The 19,538-nt window shown below is 67.2% G+C and carries 14 protein-coding genes; 6 read left to right on the plus strand and 8 right to left on the minus strand.

All coding sequences use genetic code 11. The features are described from left to right. Positions 1 to 7: 7 nt before the first annotated feature. From ACJASC_RS01760 to xdhA, 6 genes are read right to left on the minus strand one after another with little or no spacing between them, the layout of a single operon-like run. Positions 8 to 919, minus strand: coding sequence for an ABC transporter permease (locus tag ACJASC_RS01760; protein WP_021694941.1), 912 nt, complete (start codon positions 917 to 919; stop codon positions 8 to 10). Beyond that, positions 916 to 1,998, minus strand: coding sequence for an ABC transporter permease (locus ACJASC_RS01765; protein ID WP_415143011.1), 1,083 nt, complete (start codon positions 1,996 to 1,998; stop codon positions 916 to 918). The genes ACJASC_RS01760 and ACJASC_RS01765 overlap by 4 nt, the downstream gene beginning before the upstream one ends. A gap of 59 nt (positions 1,999 to 2,057) precedes the next feature. Next, positions 2,058 to 3,581 carry an ABC transporter ATP-binding protein gene (locus ACJASC_RS01770; RefSeq protein ID WP_415143013.1) on the minus strand — a complete coding sequence of 508 codons (1,524 nt, stop codon included), beginning with the start codon at positions 3,579 to 3,581 and terminating at the stop codon, positions 2,058 to 2,060. Continuing rightward, the gene (gene xdhC, locus ACJASC_RS01775) at positions 3,578 to 4,507 is read right to left on the minus strand and encodes a xanthine dehydrogenase accessory protein XdhC (protein WP_415143015.1); all 930 of its coding nucleotides are present in this window, start codon (positions 4,505 to 4,507) and stop codon (positions 3,578 to 3,580) included. The genes ACJASC_RS01770 and xdhC overlap by 4 nt, the downstream gene beginning before the upstream one ends. After that, positions 4,504 to 6,906 (minus strand): xanthine dehydrogenase molybdopterin binding subunit, encoded by a 2,403-nt coding sequence (xdhB, locus tag ACJASC_RS01780; RefSeq protein ID WP_415143017.1) that lies wholly within the window; start codon positions 6,904 to 6,906, stop codon positions 4,504 to 4,506. The genes xdhC and xdhB overlap by 4 nt, the downstream gene beginning before the upstream one ends. Then, positions 6,903 to 8,387 carry a xanthine dehydrogenase small subunit gene (gene xdhA / locus ACJASC_RS01785; RefSeq protein WP_415143019.1) on the minus strand — a complete coding sequence of 495 codons (1,485 nt, stop codon included), beginning with the start codon at positions 8,385 to 8,387 and terminating at the stop codon, positions 6,903 to 6,905. Before xdhA ends, xdhB begins: the two co-directional genes overlap by 4 nt. 343 nt (positions 8,388 to 8,730) lie before the next feature. On the opposite strand from xdhA, the gene dnaE reads away from it, so the two are divergent. Both dnaE and ACJASC_RS01795 read left to right on the plus strand, forming a co-directional pair. After that, positions 8,731 to 12,240, plus strand: a complete 3,510-nt coding sequence (gene dnaE, locus ACJASC_RS01790) for a DNA polymerase III subunit alpha (protein WP_415143021.1) — start codon at positions 8,731 to 8,733, stop codon at positions 12,238 to 12,240. A gap of 75 nt (positions 12,241 to 12,315) precedes the next feature. After that, positions 12,316 to 12,882 carry a hypothetical protein gene (locus ACJASC_RS01795; RefSeq protein WP_415143023.1) on the plus strand — a complete coding sequence of 189 codons (567 nt, stop codon included), beginning with the start codon at positions 12,316 to 12,318 and terminating at the stop codon, positions 12,880 to 12,882. 6 nt (positions 12,883 to 12,888) lie between these two features. Here ACJASC_RS01795 and ACJASC_RS01800 read toward each other — a convergent pair whose 3' ends face one another. Further along, positions 12,889 to 13,083 (minus strand): SlyX family protein, encoded by a 195-nt coding sequence (locus tag ACJASC_RS01800; protein ID WP_021694949.1) that lies wholly within the window; start codon positions 13,081 to 13,083, stop codon positions 12,889 to 12,891. A 106-nt stretch (positions 13,084 to 13,189) separates the two neighbouring features. Here ACJASC_RS01800 and hisS point away from each other — a divergent pair, with 106 nt between their 5' ends. The 3 genes from hisS to hisG are packed head-to-tail and all read left to right on the plus strand — an operon-like array spanning position 13,190 to position 16,478. Next, positions 13,190 to 14,698, plus strand: coding sequence for a histidine--tRNA ligase (gene hisS / locus ACJASC_RS01805; RefSeq protein ID WP_415143025.1), 1,509 nt, complete (start codon positions 13,190 to 13,192; stop codon positions 14,696 to 14,698). Further along, positions 14,695 to 15,789 (plus strand): ATP phosphoribosyltransferase regulatory subunit, encoded by a 1,095-nt coding sequence (locus ACJASC_RS01810; protein WP_415143027.1) that lies wholly within the window; start codon positions 14,695 to 14,697, stop codon positions 15,787 to 15,789. The genes hisS and ACJASC_RS01810 overlap by 4 nt, the downstream gene beginning before the upstream one ends. Next, positions 15,786 to 16,478 (plus strand): ATP phosphoribosyltransferase, encoded by a 693-nt coding sequence (gene hisG / locus ACJASC_RS01815; RefSeq protein WP_415143030.1) that lies wholly within the window; start codon positions 15,786 to 15,788, stop codon positions 16,476 to 16,478. Before ACJASC_RS01810 ends, hisG begins: the two co-directional genes overlap by 4 nt. On the opposite strand, the gene ACJASC_RS01820 is transcribed toward hisG, so the two are convergent. Continuing rightward, complete coding sequence (locus ACJASC_RS01820) at positions 16,475 to 16,900, minus strand: DUF1489 family protein (protein WP_415143032.1); 426 nt, start codon at positions 16,898 to 16,900, stop codon at positions 16,475 to 16,477. The two genes, hisG and ACJASC_RS01820, sit on opposite strands and share 4 nt — an antisense overlap. Before the next feature lie 202 nt (positions 16,901 to 17,102). On the opposite strand from ACJASC_RS01820, the gene ACJASC_RS01825 reads away from it, so the two are divergent. Beyond that, on the plus strand, positions 17,103 to 19,379 hold the full coding sequence (locus ACJASC_RS01825; protein ID WP_415143034.1) for an adenosylcobalamin-dependent ribonucleoside-diphosphate reductase: 2,277 nt from the start codon (positions 17,103 to 17,105) through the stop codon (positions 19,377 to 19,379). The last annotated feature ends 159 nt before the right edge of the window (positions 19,380 to 19,538 follow it).

Here is a 19,538-nt window from a genome sequence, read left to right on the forward strand (position 1 = left end):
TTCTGCCTCAGCTCGAGGCGTGGAAGGGGCGGCCGAGCGAGCCGGGGGCGCGCCCCGCCCGCAGGATGACGAGAACGAGGATGGTCGCGAGATAGGGCGCCATCTGCAAATATTCGATCGGGATCTGCACGCCGCCCGAGGCCTGCAGCGCCAATTGCAGCGCCGTGGCACCGCCGAAGAGCCAAGCGCCCAGCACCAGCCGGCCCGGCCGCCAGCCTGCGAAGACGACGATCGCAAGCGCGATCCAGCCCGCGCCCGCGGTCATCCCTTCAGTCCATTGCGGCACCCGCACGAGGCTCAGATACGCGCCGCCCAGCCCCGCGCAGGCGCCGCCGAAGGCGATCGCCAGAAGCCGCACGCGCACCACCTTGTAGCCCAGCGCATGGGCGGCGTCGTGGTTCTCGCCCACCGCGCGCAGCACCCGGCCCATGCGGGTGCGGTTGAGGAACAGCCAGACGCCGAGCACGATGAGGAGCGCGATGTAGACCATGGCGTCATGGCGAAACAGCACCGGCCCGAGGAAGGGAATTTCGCGCAGGACCGGCAGGTGGAGATCCGGCACGACGGGGCCCTTCACGCCGATATAGCCCTGTCCCAGCACCGCCGAAAGGCCGAGGCCGAACAACGTCAGCGCAAGTCCCGTGGCCACCTGGTTCGACAGGAAGAGCTGCGTCAGTATGCCGAAGATCATCGACAGCAGCGCGCCACCCAGCGCCGCACCGGCAAAGCCAAGCCAAGGTGATCCGGTCATGGTCGCCACGACGAAGCCGCAGACCGCGCCGGTGATCATCATCCCCTCGACGCCGAGGTTCAGCACGCCCGCGCGTTCGACTACCAGCTCGCCGATGGCGGCAAGCAGGATCGGGGTAGAGACGATGATGATCGCCGAGAGCAGCAGGATCGGGTCGATATTGCTCATGCCACCGCCCTCCGGCCGAAACGGAAGCTGAAATTGGTCAGCACGTCGATCGCGAGAAGGAAGAACAGCAGCATGCCCTGGAATATCTGGATCGCGGCGAGCGGCAGGTTCATCTGTAGCTGCGCCAGCTCGCCGCCGATATAGGTGAGCGCCATCAGCAGCCCGGCGAGCAGGATGCCGATCGGGTTCAACCGGCCCAGAAAAGCCACGATGATCGCGGTGAAGCCGTAGCCCACGTTGAAGTCGATCCCCAGACGACCCGCGGGGCCCGCGACCTCGAACATGCCCGCAAGCCCGGCGAGCCCACCTGAGATACCCATGCAGACCACCACGAGCCAGCCCGGATTGACGCCGCCAAAGACAGCGGCGCGCGGGCTCTGCCCGGCAAGACGGACGCGGAAGCCGAGTTGGTGGCGCGTCATGACGACCTGTCCGACGATGACGGTGATCAGGGCCAGCGCTACGCCCCAATGCAGCCCGGTGCCGGGGATCAGGTCGAGATTGGCCGCCGAAGGGTATTGCGCGAGGTTGCGCGAGCCGGGAAAGCCCATGCCTTCGGGATTGCGCAGAAGACCCAGCGCCATCGAGGCCAGAAGCGCCTCGGCGACATAGACCAGCATCAGTGAGACCAGTACCTCGTTGGTGCCGAAGCGCACACGCAGCAAGGCGGGGATCATCGCCCAGAGGATGCCGCCCAGCGCGCCCGCGACGATCATCGCCGGAAAGACGAGCCATGTCTCGGAGGGATAGAAGGCAAGGCCGGTGGCCGCGGCGAAGATCGCGCCGAGGATGTATTGCCCCTCGGCCCCGATGTTCCAGATGCCCGCCCTGAAGCCGAGCGACAGGCCGATGGCGATGAGGATCAGCGGTCCGGCTTTCACGAGGAGCTGCGGCCGCGAATAGGAGGCGAAGTCGCCGAAGAGTGGATCCCGGAAGATCGTGCGGATCGCCTCGACCGGGTCCTTGCCCATGAGCGCGAACATCAGCCCGCCCGCCAGCATGGTCAGCGCCACGGCGACGAAGGGCGTGGCGAATGTCCAGACGCGGGACGGCTCGGGGCGGCGCTCCAGCCGGATCATGCGGCGGTTCCCCGGGCGCACGGCCGCTGCGATTTCATTCCAGAAATACTCAAGATCCCTCAGCCTTCCCCATGCGTCGGCGCCATGTCATGCGCGCCACCCAGCATCATCCCGATCTCGTCGATCCCGAGCCCCTCGGCGGGGCGAGGCGCGCTCAGCGCGCCGCCGTTGAGCGCGGCGAAACGGTCCGAGATCTCCATCAGCTCGTCGAGGTCCTGACTGATGACGATCAGCGCGGCCCCTACCTCGGCGAGATCCAGAAGCGCCTGCCGGATCGTCGCGGCGGCGGCGGCGTCGACGCCCCATGTCGGCTGGTTCACGACCAGCACCTCGGGACGCTGCATGATCTCGCGCCCGATGACGAATTTCTGCAGGTTGCCGCCCGACAGCGCGCGGGCCGCCGTGCCGGGGCCGGGGGTGCGCACGTCGAAGCGTTCGATGACCTTTTCGGCAAAGCCGCGGGCCCGGCCCCAGCGCAAAAAGCCGTGGTGCACGAGATTCTCGCGCGGGCCGGCGGTCAGAAGCGCGTTCTCGGTGAGGCTCATGTCAGGGGCGGCGGCGTGGCCCATTCGTTCCTCAGGCGCGCAGAGAAGCCCCATGCGGCGGCGGGCATTGACGCCCTCGCGGCCGATCTCGCGCCCCTTGAGGCGGATCATGCCGGGGCCGGTCGCCATCTCGCCCGAAAGCGCCATGGCCAGCTCGTCCTGCCCGTTGCCCGCGACGCCGCCGATGCCCAAGACCTCGCCCGCGCGCAGTTGGAGGTCGATGCCGCGCAGTGCGGTGCCAAAGGCGCGCGGCGCGGGGGCCGAAAGACCGGTCAACTCCAGCACCACCTCACCGGTGCGGCCGCCCGCGCGCGATGGCGTGGCGAGGGTGGCACCGACCATCTGTTCGGCCATGTCGCGCGCCGCCGTGGTCTTGGGGTCGCAGGTGCCGACCACGCGGCCGTGGCGCAGGATCGTGGCGCTGTCGCAGATCGTGCGGATCTCTTCGAGCTTGTGGCTGATGTAGAGGATCGACACGCCTTCCGCACGCAGCTTGCGCAGCGTCTCGAACAGGATGTTCACCTCCTGCGGCGTCAGCACCGAGGTCGGCTCGTCCATGATCAAGAGGCGCGGCTCCTGCAGCAGGCAGCGCACGATCTCGACCCGCTGACGTTCGCCCGCGGAGAGGTCGCCGACGATGCGGTCGGGGTCGAGCGGCAGGCCGTAGGAGCGGCTGACCTCGCGGATCTGCTCGGCGAGACGGCCCAGCGCAGGCGGCGTTTCCATGCCCAGTGCCACGTTCTCCGCCACGCTCATCGCGTCGAAGAGCGAGAAGTGCTGGAACACCATGGCGACGCCTGCGGCGCGCGCGGCGCGCGGCTCGGCAGGGGCGAAGGGCTGGCCCTTGAAGCGCATCTGCCCGGTATCGGGTTGCACGAGGCCGTAGATCGTCTTGACCAGCGTCGACTTGCCCGCGCCGTTTTCGCCCAAGAGCGCGTGCACCTCGCCGCGAGCGATGTCGAATGAGACATCTGCATTGGCCACCACGCCGGGATAGGCCTTGGTCAGGCCTGACAGCTCCAGAAGCGGCGTGGTCATACGGCCCGGTCCCTCGTCATCGTCTCGTTCCCGCCTTTCAGTAGCGCGGCGGCGACGCCGACGGCAATGGCCTGTGGATCGCGGCCCAAGGAGGTGTCGCCTATCGGACAGGCGATGCGCGAAATCAAGGCGTTGGAATGACCCAAGGCCGCAAGCCGCGACCGGAAGCGGGCCCATTTGGTGGCCGAGCCGATCAGCCCACAGCTGGCAAAGCCATGAAGGAGGGCGGCGTGGCACAGCGCGAGGTCGAGATCGTGATCGCGCGTCAGGATCAGGTGATCGGCCTGTTGCGGGGCGCGCGGCATCAGCGCGGCGGGGGCGGCGGCGGGAATCGCGGTGACGCCCTCGGGGAAGGGGGCGGGAAAGCAGTCGAGCGCGAGGTCGATCCATGTGATGACACGCCCCTGCAGTGGCGCCATGACCGAGACCACGGCGCGGCCGACATGACCCGCCCCCCAGACCCAGAGCGGGCGGGCCTCGGGAATCGCCGCTTCGATCAGCCAGCCGTCGAGCAGGGCCGGGGCCGTGCCCGGGCGCATCGCGGCGAGCTTTCGCGCGACCGGGGCTGGCATGTCGCCCGCGGGGCCGAGCGGGCGGGCATTGGGCAGGGTGCCCGGCAGGGAGACGTCGTCGAACCGCTCCCACACCAGCGTCACCGCGCCGCCGCAGCATTGGCGCAACGCGGGGCCGAGCGGCAGGCGGCGCTGCGCCGTTCTTCGGCCCGCCACCAGCATGCCGCGCGCCGCGCGCACCGCCTCGTGTTCGAGCGCGCCGCCGCCGATGGTGCCTGACTGGCCGTCCTCCCAGACCAGCATCGCGGTGCCCGGATCGCGTGGAGCCGATCCGGCGGACGCTGCGACCAACACCCGCACCACCGGGCCATGCGCGGCGATGGCGGCGGCGAGGCTGTCGCGCTCGAAGCTCATCCGCTTGCCCTCCTGACGGCTGCGAGCACGCGTTCGGCCGTGGCGGGCGCGTCGAGGTTCGGATAGGCTGGCCCGCAGGCCGAGGCCGCGTGGCTCAGCGCCAGGAAGGCCGAGATGCCGAGCATGAAGGGCGGCTCGCCCACCGCCTTGGAGCGGTAGATGGTCTGCGCCGGATTGGGCGCGTCCCACAGATCCACGTGAAACAGGTCCGGCCGGTCCGAGCAGGCGGGGATCTTGTAGGTCGAAGGCGCGTGCGTCCTGAGCGCGCCCTTGTCGTCCCAGACCAGCTCCTCGGTGGTCAGCCAGCCCGCGCCCTGCACGTAGCCGCCCTCGATCTGGCCGCGGTCGAGCGCCGGGTTCAGCGAGTGACCTGCATCGTGCAGGATGTCGGTCCGCAGGATCCGGTTCTCGCCGGTGAGCGTGTCGATCGCCACCTCGGTCACGGCGGTGCCGTTGGCAAAATAGAAGAAAGGCCGGCCCTGACCCTTGATGCGGTCCCACTGGAGGTCCGGCGTCTTGTAGAAGCCTGTAGCCGAGAGGCTAACCCGCGCCTCGTAGGCGAGCTTGACCGCCTGCTCGAAGCTAAGCGTCTCGCCGCCCACATGCACCTGATCGTCGGCAAAGCGCACTTCGGAGGCGCTGCACTGGTGCAGCCCTGCGAGGAACTCGGCGATGCGGGTCCGGATCGTGTCGCAGGCGTTCTGCGCGGCCATGCCATTGAGGTCGGAGCCCGACGAGGCGGCGGTGGCCGAGGTGTTGGGCACCTTGTGGGTGTCGGTCGCGGTGATTCGCACCCGCTCGGGCGAAACGCCGAAGCGCGAGGCCGCGACCTGCGCCACCTTGCGAAACAGCCCCTGTCCCATCTCGGTGCCGCCATGGTTCAGGTGGATCGAGCCGTCTTGGTAGACATGCACCAAGGCACCCGCCTGATTGAGATGGGTCAGCGTGAAGCTGATCCCGAACTTCACCGGCGAAAAGGCGATGCCTCGCTTGAGGATCGGGTTCTCGGCGTTCCACTGGGCGATGGCGACGCGGCGAGCCTTGTAGTCCGAGGTCTCCAGCAGCCGCTCGGTCATCTCATGGAGGATGAAGTCGGTGACTTTCATGCCGTAGGGCGTGGTGTTGCCGCCCTTCTCTGGCTTGGCATCGCTCGCGGGCAACTGCGCCTGTGCCCCGCGCGAGGCGAGATCTGTGTCGCCATCGGCAGGCAGGGCGGGGGTCGGGTCGTCGTGGTGCTGCGGCGCCTCGTTCAGATCGGAGGCCGCGCGGTAGTAGTTGCGCTGTCGCACCTCGACCGGGTCGAGGCCCAACTCATACGCCACCTCGTCCATCACCCGTTCGATGCCCAGCACGCCCTGCGGTCCGCCGAAACCGCGGAAGGCGGTGGCGGATTGGGTGTTGGTCTTGAGCCGGTGCGAGGTGATCCGCACGGCGTCGAGCAGATAGGCGTTGTCGGAATGCAGCATCGCCCGGTCGGCCACCGGCAGCGACAGGTCGAGCGACCAGCCGCAGCGGGTGTAATGGGTGAAATCGATGCCCAGCACCCGGCCTTGCTCGTCGTAGCCCACCTTGTAATCGACGCGGAAATCATGCCGCTTGCCGGTGATGGTCATGTCGTCGTCGCGATCATAGCGCATCCGGCAGGCGCGGCCGGTCTTGGACGCGACGATGGCGCAGGCCACGGCGAGCGCGTTGCCTTGGCTTTCCTTGCCGCCGAAGCCACCACCCATGCGGCGACACTCGACCTTGACCGCCGACATCGGCAGGCCGAGCGCGTCGGCCACCTTGTGCTGGATCTCGGTCGGGTGCTGGGTCGAGGAGTGGACGGTCATGCCGTCCTCTTGCGGCTGCGCCATCGCGGCCATGCCTTCGAGGTAAAAGTGCTCTTGCCCGCCCATCTCGATCCGGCCTTTGAGCCGGCGCGGCGCGTTTGAGATGGCGGCTTCCGCGTCGCCCTTGGTCCAGACACGCGGCCCGTCCTCGAAGCGCGAATTGGCGGCGAGCGCCTGTTCGACCGTGAGGATCGGCTCTTCGTCCTCGTATTCGACCTCGGCCAGCTTGGCCGCCTTGCGCGCGGCGAGATGGCTGGTCGCGGCGACGAGAAAGAGCTGCTGGCCGATATAGTGGACCGAGCCGTCGGAGAGCAGCGGTTCGTCATGCGCGCTGGGCGAGCAGTCGGCGGGGCGGTCGAGATCGTCTGCCGTCAGCACGAGGGCGACACCCGGGGCGGCGCGTACCTTGTCGATGTTCATCGACACGATGCGCCCCCGCGCGATGCGCGACAGCCCGAAGGCGAGGTGCAGCGCGTGGGCGGGGGCCGGGATGTCGTCAATATAGCGCGCCTGTCCAGTGACGTGCAGCACCGCACTGTCATGCGGGAGGGGTTTGCCAACGCTCATGCCCGCACCTCCAGCACGCTGGTTCTCTGTCCGGACAGTTCTGCGAAGTAGCGCCGCACAAGGCCTTGTACCACCTCCAGCCGGTAAGCGGCCGAGGCCCGCATGTCCGACAGCGGCGTAAAGTCCTGCGCCAGCGCGGGCAGCGCCGCCTCGACGCTGGCCATGCTCCATGACTTGCCGATGAGCGCGGCCTCGAAGGCGCACGCGCGCTTGGGCGTCGCGGCCATGCCGCCAAAGCCGGTGCGCAGGGCGGTGACGATGCCGCCCTCGACGGTCACGTCAAAAGCGGCGCAGACGGCAGAGATGTCCTGATCGAAGCGCTTGGAGATCTTGTAGACGCGGAAGCTGTCGCTGGATTCGGGCAGGCTCACCGCCTCAACGAATTCGCCGGGCTGGCGGTCCTGCTTGCCGTAGTCGATGAAGAACTCCTCCAGCGGCATTTCGCGGCGCGCGTCGCCGCGGCGCAGGTGGATCGTGGCGCCCAGCGCGATCAGTGCGGGCGCGTTGTCGCCGATGGGCGAGCCGTTGGCGAGGCTGCCGCCGATCGTGGCGGCATTGCGCACCTGCACCGAGCCGTAGCGGCGCACCATCTCGGCATAGGAGGGATAGGACGCGGCCAGCGCCTCCATCATCCGCGTCATTGTCACACTCGCGCCGAAGCGGATGCGGCCATCGCCGGTCTCGATGGTCTTGAGATCCTCGCAGCGGTTGAGGAAAGCGGTTTCCGGCAAGGCGCGCAGCCCCTTGGTGACCCAAAGCGCGACATCAGTGGCCCCGGCGATCAGCGTCGCGTCGGGGTGGTCGAGATACCACGCGGCCAACTCGTCGGCGGTCTCGGGTATGAAGCCCGGCGCTTCGGTCAGCACCGCGTCCGATCCTTGGTTCGCCTCGGGCTCATAGGGCGCGCGACCACCGGCGGGGGCGGATGCGGCATCCGCACTTCGGGCCGCCTCGCCGCCAGCGGCGGGGGGAGTGAGCGCCTTCAACTTCTCGCGGTCGCTCTCGATCCATGCGGGCAGGGGCGCGCCCTCGCTGGCTTCGGCCGCGCGGATGATCGGAGCATAGCCGGTGCAGCGGCACAAATTGCCCGCGAGTTGGTCGTCATGATCGGTGCGGCCTTGGGCGTGGGCGGCGGCCATCGACATCACGAAGCCCGGCGTGCAGAAACCGCACTGGCTACCGTGATGCTCGACCATCGCCTGTTGGACGGGATGCAGCGCGCCACCCTCGGCCAGTCCCTCGACCGTGCGCACGGCGCGGCCCGCGAGCTGCGGCAGAAACAGGATGCAGGCGTTGAGCGCGCGCAGCCCCCCCTCGGGATCGGTGACGATCACCGTGCAGGCGCCGCAATCGCCTTCGTTGCAGCCCTCCTTGGTGCCGGTTAGGCCCTTTTGTTCACGCAGGTAATCGAGCAGGCTATGCGTTGGCGCTCCGCCTGCACGTACCGTCTCTCCGTTGAGAAGAAACGCGATATCGGTCATCGCTAGATCCGCCGCCTTACCGGATAGGTCATGAGCCGCGAGGCCCGGTCGATGCGGCGTAGACCGGGCGGCCCTCGTGTAAAGCTCATGAAAGCCGATGCCATGCGCGCTTGGCAAGCCTCGCGTGCCTGCCGTTGCGGCAGAACCCCTGTTCTGCGGAGGATTTCTGCCCATTTGCCCGCGAAACGGGAGGGGAGGCCCCGGTCTGCCCGTTCCGGCGGCGCGGCGGTGCGGATGGGGCGACGGCTCATGCGTGCGCCCGACATCACAATCGCGGGCCTTGACGAGGCGGCAGGTCACCGCCTGCTTCCCGTGCCTGTCCGTGGCGCGTAGAACCCTCCCCATGGCCGATCCCCGATTCATACATCTGCGCGTCCATACCGAGCATTCGCTGCTCGAAGGCGCGATTCCCGTGAAAAAGCTGCCGGGCCTCGCCGCGAAGGCCGAGATGCCCGCCGTGGCCATCACCGACACCAACAACATGTTCGCCGCGCTGGAGTTTTCCGAAGGGGCGGCGAAATCGGGGGTCCAGCCGATCGTCGGCTGTCAGGTCGATCTATGCTACCTGCCGCCCGAGCCGGGCAAGCGTCCCGAGATGCCCGCGCCCATCGTGCTGCTGGCGCAGACCGAAGCCGGCTACATGAACCTGATGAAGCTGAACTCCTGTCTCTATCTCAAAAGCGACGGGCAGCTTCCGCAGGTCTCGGCGGAAGAGATCGAGGCCCTGTCGGGCGGTCTGATCTGCCTGACCGGCGGCCCGGACGGGCCGGTGGGTCGGCTCTTGCGGCAGGGTCAGCGGCCCAAGGCCGAGGCGCTGATGGCGCGGCTGAAGGCCGCCTTCCCAGACCGGCTCTATGTCGAGCTGCAGCGTCATCCGGGCGAGGACGGTCTGCCCGAGGCCGAGAAGCTTTCCGAGCGCGGCCATGTCGAGATGGCTTATGCGATGGACCTGCCGCTGGTCGCGACCAACGACGTCTATTTCCCCAAGCCCGAGATATACGAGGCGCATGACGCCCTGATCTGCATCGCGCAGGGCGCCTATGTCGACCAGCAGGAGCCGCGCCGCAGGCTCACCGCGCAGCACTACTTCAAGAGCCCGCAGGAGATGGCAACGCTGTTCGCCGACCTGCCCGAGGCGCTCGAGAACACTGTCGAGATCGCGCGCCGCTGCGCTTTCAAGACCTACAAGCGCGCGCCGATCCTGCCGAAATTCGCCGATGACGAGGTGGTCGAACTGCGCAGGCAGGCCCAGGAGGGGCTGAGGGATCGCCTCGCCGTGATCCCGCATGCCGTCACCGTCGAGGAGTACGAGGCGCGGCTCGAATTCGAGCTCGGGATCATCGAGGGGATGGGCTTTCCCGGCTATTTCCTGATCGTCGCCGACTTCATCAAATGGGCCAAGGACCACGACATCCCGGTGGGGCCGGGCCGGGGCTCGGGCGCGGGCTCTCTCGTGGCCTACGCGCTGACCATCACCGACCTCGACCCGCTGCGCTACAGCCTGCTGTTCGAACGTTTTCTCAACCCCGAGCGGGTCTCGATGCCCGACTTCGACATCGACTTCTGCATGGATCGCCGCGAGGAAGTGATCCGCTACGTGCAGGAGAAGTACGGCCGCGAGAAGGTGGGCCAGATCATTACCTTCGGCGCGCTCTTGTCCAAGGCGGCGGTGCGCGACGTGGGCCGGGTGCTGCAGATGCCCTATGGCCAGGTCGACCGGCTGTCGAAGATGATCCCGGTGGAAGGCGTGAAGCCGGTCTCGATCGAGAAGGCGCTGGCCGACGAGCCGCGGCTTCGCGAGGAGGCCAAGAACGAGGAGGTGGTGAACCGCCTTTTGACCTACGCGCAGCAGGTCGAGGGGCTCTATCGCAACGCCTCGACCCACGCCGCGGGCGTCGTCATCGGCGACCGGCCGCTCGACGCGCTGGTGCCGCTCTACCGCGATCCGCGCTCGGACATGCCCGCCACCCAGTTCAACATGAAATGGGTCGAACAGGCGGGTCTGGTGAAGTTCGATTTCCTCGGCCTCAAGACCCTCACCGTGATCCAGAACGCCATGGACCTGATCCTGAAATCGGGGCGTCCGCTGCACGTGGCCGAGGACGGGAGCGATCTGTACCAGCCGCCCGAGGGAGCCGAGAACCAGATCAACCTGATCCCGCTCGACGACGAGAAGACCTACAAGCTCTATGCCCGCGCCAAGACGGTCGCAGTGTTCCAAGTGGAATCCTCGGGCATGATGGATGCGCTCAAGCGCATGAAGCCCACCTGCATCGAGGACATCGTGGCGCTGGTGGCGCTCTATCGTCCGGGGCCCATGGAGAACATCCCGGTCTATTGCGAGGTCAAGAATGGGCTGCGCGAGATCACCTCGATCCATCCATCGATCGACGACATCCTCGCCGAGACGCAGGGCATCATCGTCTATCAGGAACAGGTGATGCAGATCGCGCAGGTCATGGCGGGCTACAGCCTTGGCGGTGCCGACCTCTTGCGCCGCGCCATGGGCAAGAAGATCGCCGAGGAGATGGCCAAGGAACGCCCCAAATTCGTCGACGGCGCGATGAAGAACGGGGTCGACAAGAAGAAGGCGATGGAGGTCTTCGACCTTCTGGAGAAGTTCGCCAATTACGGCTTCAACAAGAGCCACGCCGCCGCCTATGCCGTGGTCAGTTACCAGACGGCGTGGCTCAAGGCGAACCATCCGGTGGAGTTCATGGCCGGTGTCATGAACTGCGACATCCATCTCACCGACAAGCTCGCGATCTACTTCCAAGAGGTCCGCAAGGGCCTGTCGCTCGAATGGACGCCTCCTTGCGTCAACCGCAGCCAAGCAACCTTCGATGTGATGGACGGCAAGCTGGTCTACGCGCTGGGCGCGCTCAAGAATGTCGGTGTCGAAGCGATGCGGTTGATCGTCGAAGGCAGAGGCGAAAAGCAATTCGCCACGCTCTACGACCTCGCAAGACGCGTCGATCTCAAAAAAGTGGGCAAACGGCCTCTGGAAATGCTGGCCCGCGCCGGGGCTTTCGACGCGCTCGATCGCAACCGGCGGCGGGTGTTCTCGGGGCTCGACGCACTGGTCGCCTATTCGGCCGCGATCCACGAGCAGAAGGCCAGCGCACAGGTCTCGCTCTTCGGTGAGGCAGGCGAGGACCTACCCGAGCCGCGCATGCCTCAGGTCACCGACTGGCTTCCGGCCGAACGACTGGCCGAGGAGTTCAAGGCGGTCGGCTTCTACCTTTCGGGTCATCCGCTCGACGACTATCTCGCGCCGCTCAAGCGTAAGGGCGTGATGACGCTCGACGAGGTGCTGGAACAGGCGGCGGCGCGGGGCGCCTTCGTCGGCAAGATGGCGGGCACCGTCGCAGGCCGGCAGGAGCGCAAGTCGGCGCGGGGCAACCGCTTTGCCTTCGTGCAGCTTTCGGACCCGACAGGGCAGTTCGAGGTGACGATGTTCTCGGACACGCTGGAAGTGGCGCGCGAGCATCTGGAGACCGGCAGCCAAGTCGTGGTGCAGGTCGAGGCGACGATGGAGAGCGACCAGCTCAAGCTCTTGGGTCGTTCGGTCGCGCCGATCGAAGGCGTTGTGGCGGATGCGGGCGGCTCGGGCCTGCGTGTGTTCCTCGACGCACCGGATGCGATCACCCTCCTGGCGGGCGTGCTCGAACGGGCGGGGCGCGAGGTGCCGAAAGGCCAGCGCATCGCGCGTGGGCCGATCAGCATCTGCCTGATGGGCGCGGGGCTGCCCGGCGAGGTCGAGATCGACTGCGGCGCCGACTGGCCGGTGACGCCACAGATCAAAGGGGCGCTGCGCTCGCTGCCGGGCGTGGTCGAAGTCGAGGAGGTCTGAGCGCCGCGCCGCCTGCGCGATGGACGCGAGGGGGGCGCGTGCTAGAACCGTGCAAGGCCCCAACAGGAGACCGCCATGCGCCCCGCCCATGCCCTTTGCACCCTGATCGCCCTCGCGGCCTGCGAGGCCGGTTCCGGCGGTGGCGGCAGCGCCAGCTTTTCCGGCCCTATGCCCGACAGCCGCGAGATCGCGCCGGGCGCGTCCTTGCCTTTCGGCGAAATCGCTACGGTCTGCGGCCTGTCGAAAACGGCGCTGGGCACGCCGGTCGCCACGCAATCGGGCTTTACCCTCTATGACACCGCCGCCGCCTCGACGGGGCAGCGCACGCAATACCTCACCGGCTTCGACGATGGCTGCGCACGGCAGTTCACCGCCGCGCTCGCTCTGTTCGGTGATATCGGCACGCATGAAACACTGGCCTATGGCTCGGGCATGCTGCACGACACGGTAGGCGCTGCCTATGAGGAGGTGAAGGGCCAGATCTGCGGCGTGCCCGAAGGCCAGCCCTGCGGCAGCGCCGCGCCGAAGCTGGCGCGCAATACCACCTTCCTCACCGCCTATGCCGCCTTCGGAGCAAGCGGGCGTCATGCCGACATGCTGCTGCATGACGGGCGCGCGCTGGCGCTCGGGGTCGAGAGCTGAGCCCTACTAGTAGTGCGGCGGGCGCTGATCGGTCAGCGTGACGCTGCCTTCGGCGTCGGCCTCGGCGCGCTCGGTCAGGCGCATCACCTGACGGGTCAGCACCGCGATCTCGCGCTCCTGCCGCGCCACGACGTCGGACAGGTCGTCGACGGTGCGGATCAGGTGGCTCAGCTTTTCTTCGATGTCGATCTGTGTGCTCATGCCTCCTAAACACATCAGCGCGGCCCGGGTTTCAAGCCCGGAGGTTGCCCCCGCGGGCGCTGCAGGCTAAGCCCCCGCGCGACTCCGCTCCTCGAAAGGACGATCCATGGCCAAGGACAAGATCCGCCGCCCCCGCGCCGAGACGCCGAAGGGGTTTCGCGACTATTTCGGCGCCGAGGTCACCGCGCGCGCCGCGATGCTGCGCCGGATCGCCGACGTCTATCACGCCTATGGCTTCGACGCGCTGGAGACCAGCGGTGTCGAGACGGTCGAGGCGCTGGGCAAGTTCCTGCCCGACGTGGACCGTCCCAACGAGGGCGTGTTTGCTTGGCAGGAGGATGTCGAAGGATCGAAGCCCGGCGATTGGCTGGCGCTGCGCTATGACCTGACCGCGCCGCTGGCGCGAGTCTATGCCCAGCACCGCAACGACCTGCCCACGCCCTATCGCCGCTATGCGATGGGTCCGGTTTGGCGCAACGAGAAGCCCGGCCCGGGTCGGTTTCGGCAATTCTATCAGTGCGATGCCGACACGGTGGGCGCGCCCTCGGTGGCCGCCGACGCCGAGATCTGCGCCATGCTCGCCGACACGCTGGAAGCGGTGGGCATTTCGCGCGGCGACTACATCGTGCGCGTGAACAACCGCAAGGTCCTCAACGGCGTGATGGAGGTGGCGGGCGTGCTGGACCCGTCCGATCCGGAGAAGTTCGCGGCCGAGCGTGGCATCGTGCTGCGCGCCATCGACAAGCTTGATCGGCTGGGCACGGACGGCGTGCGGATGCTGCTGGGCGAAGGCCGCAAGGACGAGTCGGGCGATTTCACCAAGGGCGCGGGGCTGGGACCCGAGCAGGCCGAGGTGGTCATGGGCTTCATGGAGGCAAGGCGCGACACGGCGGAGGAAACGCTGGCGCGGCTGCGCGAACTGGTCGGCCCCTCGGCCATGGGCAGTGAGGGCGTGGACGAGTTGGAGACCATCGCCGGGCTGCTCGATGCACAGGGCATGGGACCCGATCGCGTCGTCATCGACCCCTCGGTGGTGCGGGGCTTGGGCTACTACACCGGCCCGGTGTTCGAGGCCGAGCTGACTTTCGAGATCCTCGACGAGAAGGGCCGTGCGCGGCAGTTCGGCTCGGTTGCCGGGGGCGGGCGCTACGACGATCTGGTCAAGCGCTTTACCGGGCAGGCCGTGCCCGCCACCGGCGTCTCGATCGGCGTCGACCGACTGCTCGCCGCACTGGCTGCCAAGGGGCGGGGCGAGGCCGAGGCGCAGGGGCCGGTGGTCGTCACCGTGATGGATCGCGACCGCATGGCCGATTACCAGGCGATGGCCTCCGAACTGCGCGTGGCAGGCATCCGCGCCGAGGTCTATCTCGGCAACCCCAAGAACTTCGGCAACCAGATGAAATACGCCGACCGGCGCGGCAGCCCGGTGGCGCTGATCGAAGGCGGCGACGAGAAGGATCGCGGCGTGGTGCAGATCAAGGACCTGATCCTCGGCGCGCAGATCGCCAAGGACGCGACCCTCGAGGAGTGGAAGGATCGCCCCTCCCAGATCGAGGTGCCGCGCCATGAGTTGGTCGAGCGGGTTCGCGCGATGCTCGAAAGCCAATCCTCATGATGCCCGGTCCCATGGGCCCGGAGGTGCGCACCGAGGCGGCGCGGCTTTCGGCGATCTTCGAAGGCCTCGGCGCGCAGCCGGTCGACACTTCGATCCTGCAGCCCGCCGACGTGCTGCTCGATCTTTATGGCGAGGACATCCGCGGCCGCGCCTATGTCACCGCCGATCCGCTACGCGGCGAGATGATGCTGCGCCCGGACTTCACGGTGCCGGTGGTGCGCGCGCATATGGATGAGGGGGGCGATCCCGCCCGCTACTGCTACGCGGGCGAGGTATTCCGGCGGCAAGAGACCGATCCGGACCGACCGATCGAGTTCCTGCAAGCTGGCTTCGAGATCTTCGGCGGCGATCCGGCACAGGCCGATGCCGAGGTCTTCGCCACCATCGCGGATGCGCTGGAGGGTCTCGATCTGTGGCCCTCGACCGGGGATATCGGCATCCTGATGGCGGCCGTTCGGGGGCTCAGGACTTCGGAGGCGCGCAAGGGGGCACTTTTGCGCCATGTCTGGCGGCCGCGCCGATTCCGTGCGTTGCTCGACCGCTATGGCGCGCGCACGCCGCTGCCCGCGCAGCGCAAGGCGCTTCTGGCCGCCGACGATCCGTTCGAGGGCGTGGGGCCGGTGTTGGGCCTTCGCACGCGGATTGAGATCGAGACGCGCATCGCCACCCTGCGCGATGAGGCCCGGACGCCGCCCATTTCCGAGGAGGAGATGGAGCTGATCGACATGATCCTCGATCTGCGCGAGACCGCGCCCAACGTGCTGTCGAGCCTGCGCGATATCGCCGTCGACATGCCCGCCATCGGCGATGCCGTCACCGGGCTCACCCGTCGTCTCGACGCGATGTCGGCGCGCGGCGTCGATGTACAGTCTCTGCCCTTCGAAGGCAGCTTCGGGCGCACCACGCTCGAATATTACGACGGCTTCGTCTTCGGGTTCCAGTCGCCCACCCGCGCCGACCTGCCGCCCGTGGCGACCGGCGGGCGCTACGATGCGCTGACCCGGCAGCTCGGGCAGGGGCGCGCGGTGCCGGCCGTGGGCGGGGTGATCCGCCCCGAGCTCGTGGTCCAGATCAGGGAGGGCCGGGCATGACGATCCGTCTCGGCGTGCCGTCCAAGGGGCGGCTCATGGAAAAGACCTTCGACTGGTTCGGCGCACGCGGACTGGTGCTTCGCAAGAACGGCAACGACCGCGAATATGCGGGCGTGGTCGAGGGGATCGACGGCGTCGAACTGGCCCTGCTCTCCGCCGGAGAAATCCCGCGCGAATTGGCGGCGGGACGCCTGCATCTGGGCGTCACCGGCTCGGATCTCGTGCGCGAGAAGGTCGCGGGCTGGGATTTGCGGCTGCGCGAGCTGGCGCATATGGGTTTCGGCGGGGCGGATCTGGTGATCGCCGTGCCGCAATCCTGGGTCGATGTGGACACGCTCGACGATCTCGACGCCGTGGCCGCCGCGTTCCGCCGAAACCATGGCTTCCGGCTGCGCATCGCCACCAAGTATCACCGCCTGACGCGCGAGTTCCTGCGCGAGCAGGGCGTTGCCGACTACCAGCTCGCCGACAGTCAGGGTGCGACCGAGGGCGTTGTCAGGAACGAGACCGCTGAGGCGATCTCGGACATCACCTCCACCGGCGAGACGCTGCGCGCCAACGGGCTCAAGATCCTTTCCGACGGGATGATCCATTCGAGCCAAGCGACGCTGTTCCGGTCGAGCAACGCCGACTGGTCGGACCGGCACCGCGTCACGCTCGATGCGCTCGAGGACAAGCTCGGGCTCTAGAGCACCCCGATCTCGGCTAGCGCGGCCTGCAGCGCGGGCGGCAGCGGCTCCTCGGCTTCGCGCCCTGGCGCGAGGTCGCGCGGCGCATCCTCGGGCTTGAGATAACGCCAACCTTGAAACGCCCGCTTGGGCGTTGCCGCGACGCGCTTGAGATCCGGCTCGCAGACGATGGCGCAGCGGCGGATGCCGTCGCCGCGATCCAACTCGTCGAAGCGGATCACCCGCTGACGGCACAGGATCACGCCCTTGATCACCCAGTAGATCGATCCCTCGTCCAGTACCTCATCGGTGCGCTTGGGCCACATGCGGGTGACATGGCGCGGCAGCCCGTCCGGGCCTTGTCCGCGCCGATCGGCCTGCCACGCGGCGAGATCGGAGACGTCGTCGGTTCCGACCGAGAGCTTGATGAGGTGCAAGGGCATGGTTCAGGACTTAGGAGGCGATGCGGGGGCCCGCAAGTCGCGATTTCGTGTTGTGGCAAAACCGCAATTTCTTGTGGATAAGGCTGTGTCAAACACAATCTGTAGCTTGAGACGTGCTATGATACTCTATATCCAAGGTCACCGTCGGGACCTGAGTCCCCCATGAATTTCCAATACGTTTCAAAGCCGAAGGACCGCCCTCATGACCCGTTTTTCCGCGCCGATCGCCGAGCAGATCTGGGACATGAAGTATCGCTTCAAGGAAAGCGACGGCACGCCGATCGACGCATCGGTCGAAGATAGCTGGCGCCGCATCGCCCGCGCGCTGGCGGTCCCCGAGAAGGACCCGGCGCATTGGGAAGAAAAGTTCTATGGCGCACTCGAGAATTTCCGCTACCTGCCTGCTGGCCGGATCACCGCCGGGGCGGGGACCGCGCGCGCGGTGACGCTGTTCAACTGCTTCGTGATGGGCACCGTGCCCGATTCGATGTCGGGCATCTTCGACATGCTCAAGGAAGCCGCGCTGACGATGCAGCAGGGCGGCGGCATCGGCTACGACTTCTCGACCATCCGGCCGCGCGGCGCCGAGGTGAAGGGCGTGGCCGCCGACGCGTCGGGCCCCTTGTCCTTCATGGATGTCTGGGACGCGATGTGCCGCACCATCATGTCGGCAGGGAGCCGCCGCGGCGCGATGATGGCGACGATGCGCTGCGACCACCCCGACGTCGAGGCCTTCATCACCGCGAAATCCGACCCGGCCCGGCTGCGCATGTTCAACATGTCGGTTCTCGTCACCGACCCGTTCATGGAGGCCGTGAAGGCCGACGGCTCCTGGGACCTCGTCTTCAAGGACAAGGTCTACAAGACCGTGCAGGCGCGCGATCTGTGGAACGCGATCATGAAGTCGACCTACGAGCAGGCTGAGCCGGGTGTGATCTTCATCGACCGCATCAACCAGATGAACAATCTCGGCTATTGCGAAAACATCTCGGCCACCAACCCCTGCGGCGAGCAGCCGTTGCCGCCCTATGGCGCCTGCCTGTTGGGGTCGATCAACCTCGCCAAGCTGGTGAAGAACGAATTCGAGGCGGGTGCCAAGCTCGACGAGGCCGAACTCGACGATCTCGTGGCTCTCGCGGTGCGGATGATGGACAATGTCGTCGATGCCTCGAACTTCCCACTGCCCGCGCAGGCCGAGGAGGCCCGCAACAAGCGCCGCATCGGCCTCGGCGTCACAGGCCTTGCCGACGCGCTCCTGATGGTGGGGCTGCGCTACGGATCGGACGAGGCGGCGGCGCAGACCGAGGCCTGGATGAAGCGCATCGCGCGCGCCTCCTATCTCGCCTCCGTCGCTCTCGCGAAGGAGAAGGGCGCGTTCCCGCTCTTCGACGCCAAGAAGTACCTCGCCACCGGCAACATGATGCAGATGGACAAGGATGTGCGCGACGCGATCGCCAAGCACGGCATCCGCAACGCGCTGCTGACCTCGATCGCGCCGACCGGCACCATCTCGCTCTACGCGGGCAACGTGTCGTCGGGGATCGAGCCGGTGTTTGCCTATGCCTACACTCGCAAGGTGCTCCAGAAGGATGGCTCGCGCACCGAGGAGGAGGTCGTCGACTACGCCGTGCAGGCCTGGCGCGAGAAGTTCGGAGACGCAGAATTGCCCGACTACTTCGTCAACGCCCAGACGCTGGCCCCGATGGACCATGTGAAGATGCAGGCGGCGGCGCAGAAGTGGATCGACAGCTCGATCTCCAAGACGATCAACTGCCCCGAAGACATTTCATTCGAGGCGTTCAAGGACGTCTACATGGAAGCCTACGAGACGGGCTGCAAAGGCTGCACCACCTATCGCCCCAACGACATCACCGGCTCGGTGCTGTCGGTCTCCGAGCCGGCCAAGGCACCCGAGGCCAAGGACGCGCCCAAGGAATCGACCGGCGGCGAGGTGATCTACATGTCAGAGCCGCTCGACCGTCCCGCCGAACTTGAGGGCGCGACCTACAAGCTGAAATGGCCCGACAGCGAGCACGCGATCTATATCACCGTCAACGACCTCGTCGTCGGCGGCCACCGACGGCCCTTCGAGGTGTTCATCAACTCCAAGAACATGGAGCATTTCGCCTGGACCGTGGCGCTGACCCGGATGGTCTCGGCGGTGTTCCGGCGTGGCGGCGACGTGTCCTTCGTGGTCGAGGAGTTGAAGGCCGTGTTCGACCCGCGCGGCGGTGCCTGGATCAAGGGCAAGTACGTGCCCTCGATCCTTGCGGCGATTGGCGGCGTGATCGAGAAGCACATGATCTCCACCGGCTTCCTCGCGGGCGAGGGGCAGGGCCTCAAGGAGGACCCACAGCAACAGGTCGTCAACCTCGACGCCCCCCGCGGGAAGGCCTGCCCCTCCTGCGGCAGCTTCGAGCTGCGCATGGTTGAAGGCTGCATGACTTGCGGGAGCTGCGGTCATTCGAAGTGTTCTTAGCATAATAGATCGTTCACTTTTAGCTGAGCTATGGCGTTGTTGCAGAACTCTGCGGCTGACGGTTCACATAGCGCAGCGGTCGCTTAGATGGGCGGTATGACGAAGCCCATGCCTGCCCGCTACCGCACGACGAACTGGTCCGCCTACAACGCCGCGCTG

Source organism: Limimaricola cinnabarinus (assembly GCF_047631075.1).
Classification (GTDB): domain Bacteria; phylum Pseudomonadota; class Alphaproteobacteria; order Rhodobacterales; family Rhodobacteraceae; genus Limimaricola; species Limimaricola cinnabarinus.

Bases quoted from the DNA above. Each gene is read 5' to 3' on its own strand.
- ACJASC_RS01770 (WP_415143013.1), bottom strand. From the start codon at position 3,581: ATGACCACGCCGCTTCTGGAGCTGTCAGGCCTGACCAAGGCCTATCCC.
- xdhB (WP_415143017.1), bottom strand. From the start codon at position 6,906: ATGAGCGTTGGCAAACCCCTCCCGCATGACAGTGCGGTGCTGCACGTC.
- dnaE (WP_415143021.1), top strand. From the start codon at position 8,731: ATGGCCGATCCCCGATTCATACATCTGCGCGTCCATACCGAGCATTCG.
- xdhC (WP_415143015.1), bottom strand. From the start codon at position 4,507: ATGAGCTTCGAGCGCGACAGCCTCGCCGCCGCCATCGCCGCGCATGGC.
- ACJASC_RS01760 (WP_021694941.1), bottom strand. From the start codon at position 919: ATGAGCAATATCGACCCGATCCTGCTGCTCTCGGCGATCATCATCGTC.
- hisS (WP_415143025.1), top strand. From the start codon at position 13,190: ATGGCCAAGGACAAGATCCGCCGCCCCCGCGCCGAGACGCCGAAGGGG.
- ACJASC_RS01765 (WP_415143011.1), bottom strand. From the start codon at position 1,998: ATGATCCGGCTGGAGCGCCGCCCCGAGCCGTCCCGCGTCTGGACATTC.
- hisG (WP_415143030.1), top strand. From the start codon at position 15,786: ATGACGATCCGTCTCGGCGTGCCGTCCAAGGGGCGGCTCATGGAAAAG.
- xdhA (WP_415143019.1), bottom strand. From the start codon at position 8,387: ATGACCGATATCGCGTTTCTTCTCAACGGAGAGACGGTACGTGCAGGC.
- ACJASC_RS01795 (WP_415143023.1), top strand. From the start codon at position 12,316: ATGCGCCCCGCCCATGCCCTTTGCACCCTGATCGCCCTCGCGGCCTGC.
- ACJASC_RS01800 (WP_021694949.1), bottom strand. From the start codon at position 13,083: ATGAGCACACAGATCGACATCGAAGAAAAGCTGAGCCACCTGATCCGC.
- ACJASC_RS01820 (WP_415143032.1), bottom strand. From the start codon at position 16,900: ATGCCCTTGCACCTCATCAAGCTCTCGGTCGGAACCGACGACGTCTCC.
- ACJASC_RS01825 (WP_415143034.1), top strand. From the start codon at position 17,103: ATGACCCGTTTTTCCGCGCCGATCGCCGAGCAGATCTGGGACATGAAG.
- ACJASC_RS01810 (WP_415143027.1), top strand. From the start codon at position 14,695: ATGATGCCCGGTCCCATGGGCCCGGAGGTGCGCACCGAGGCGGCGCGG.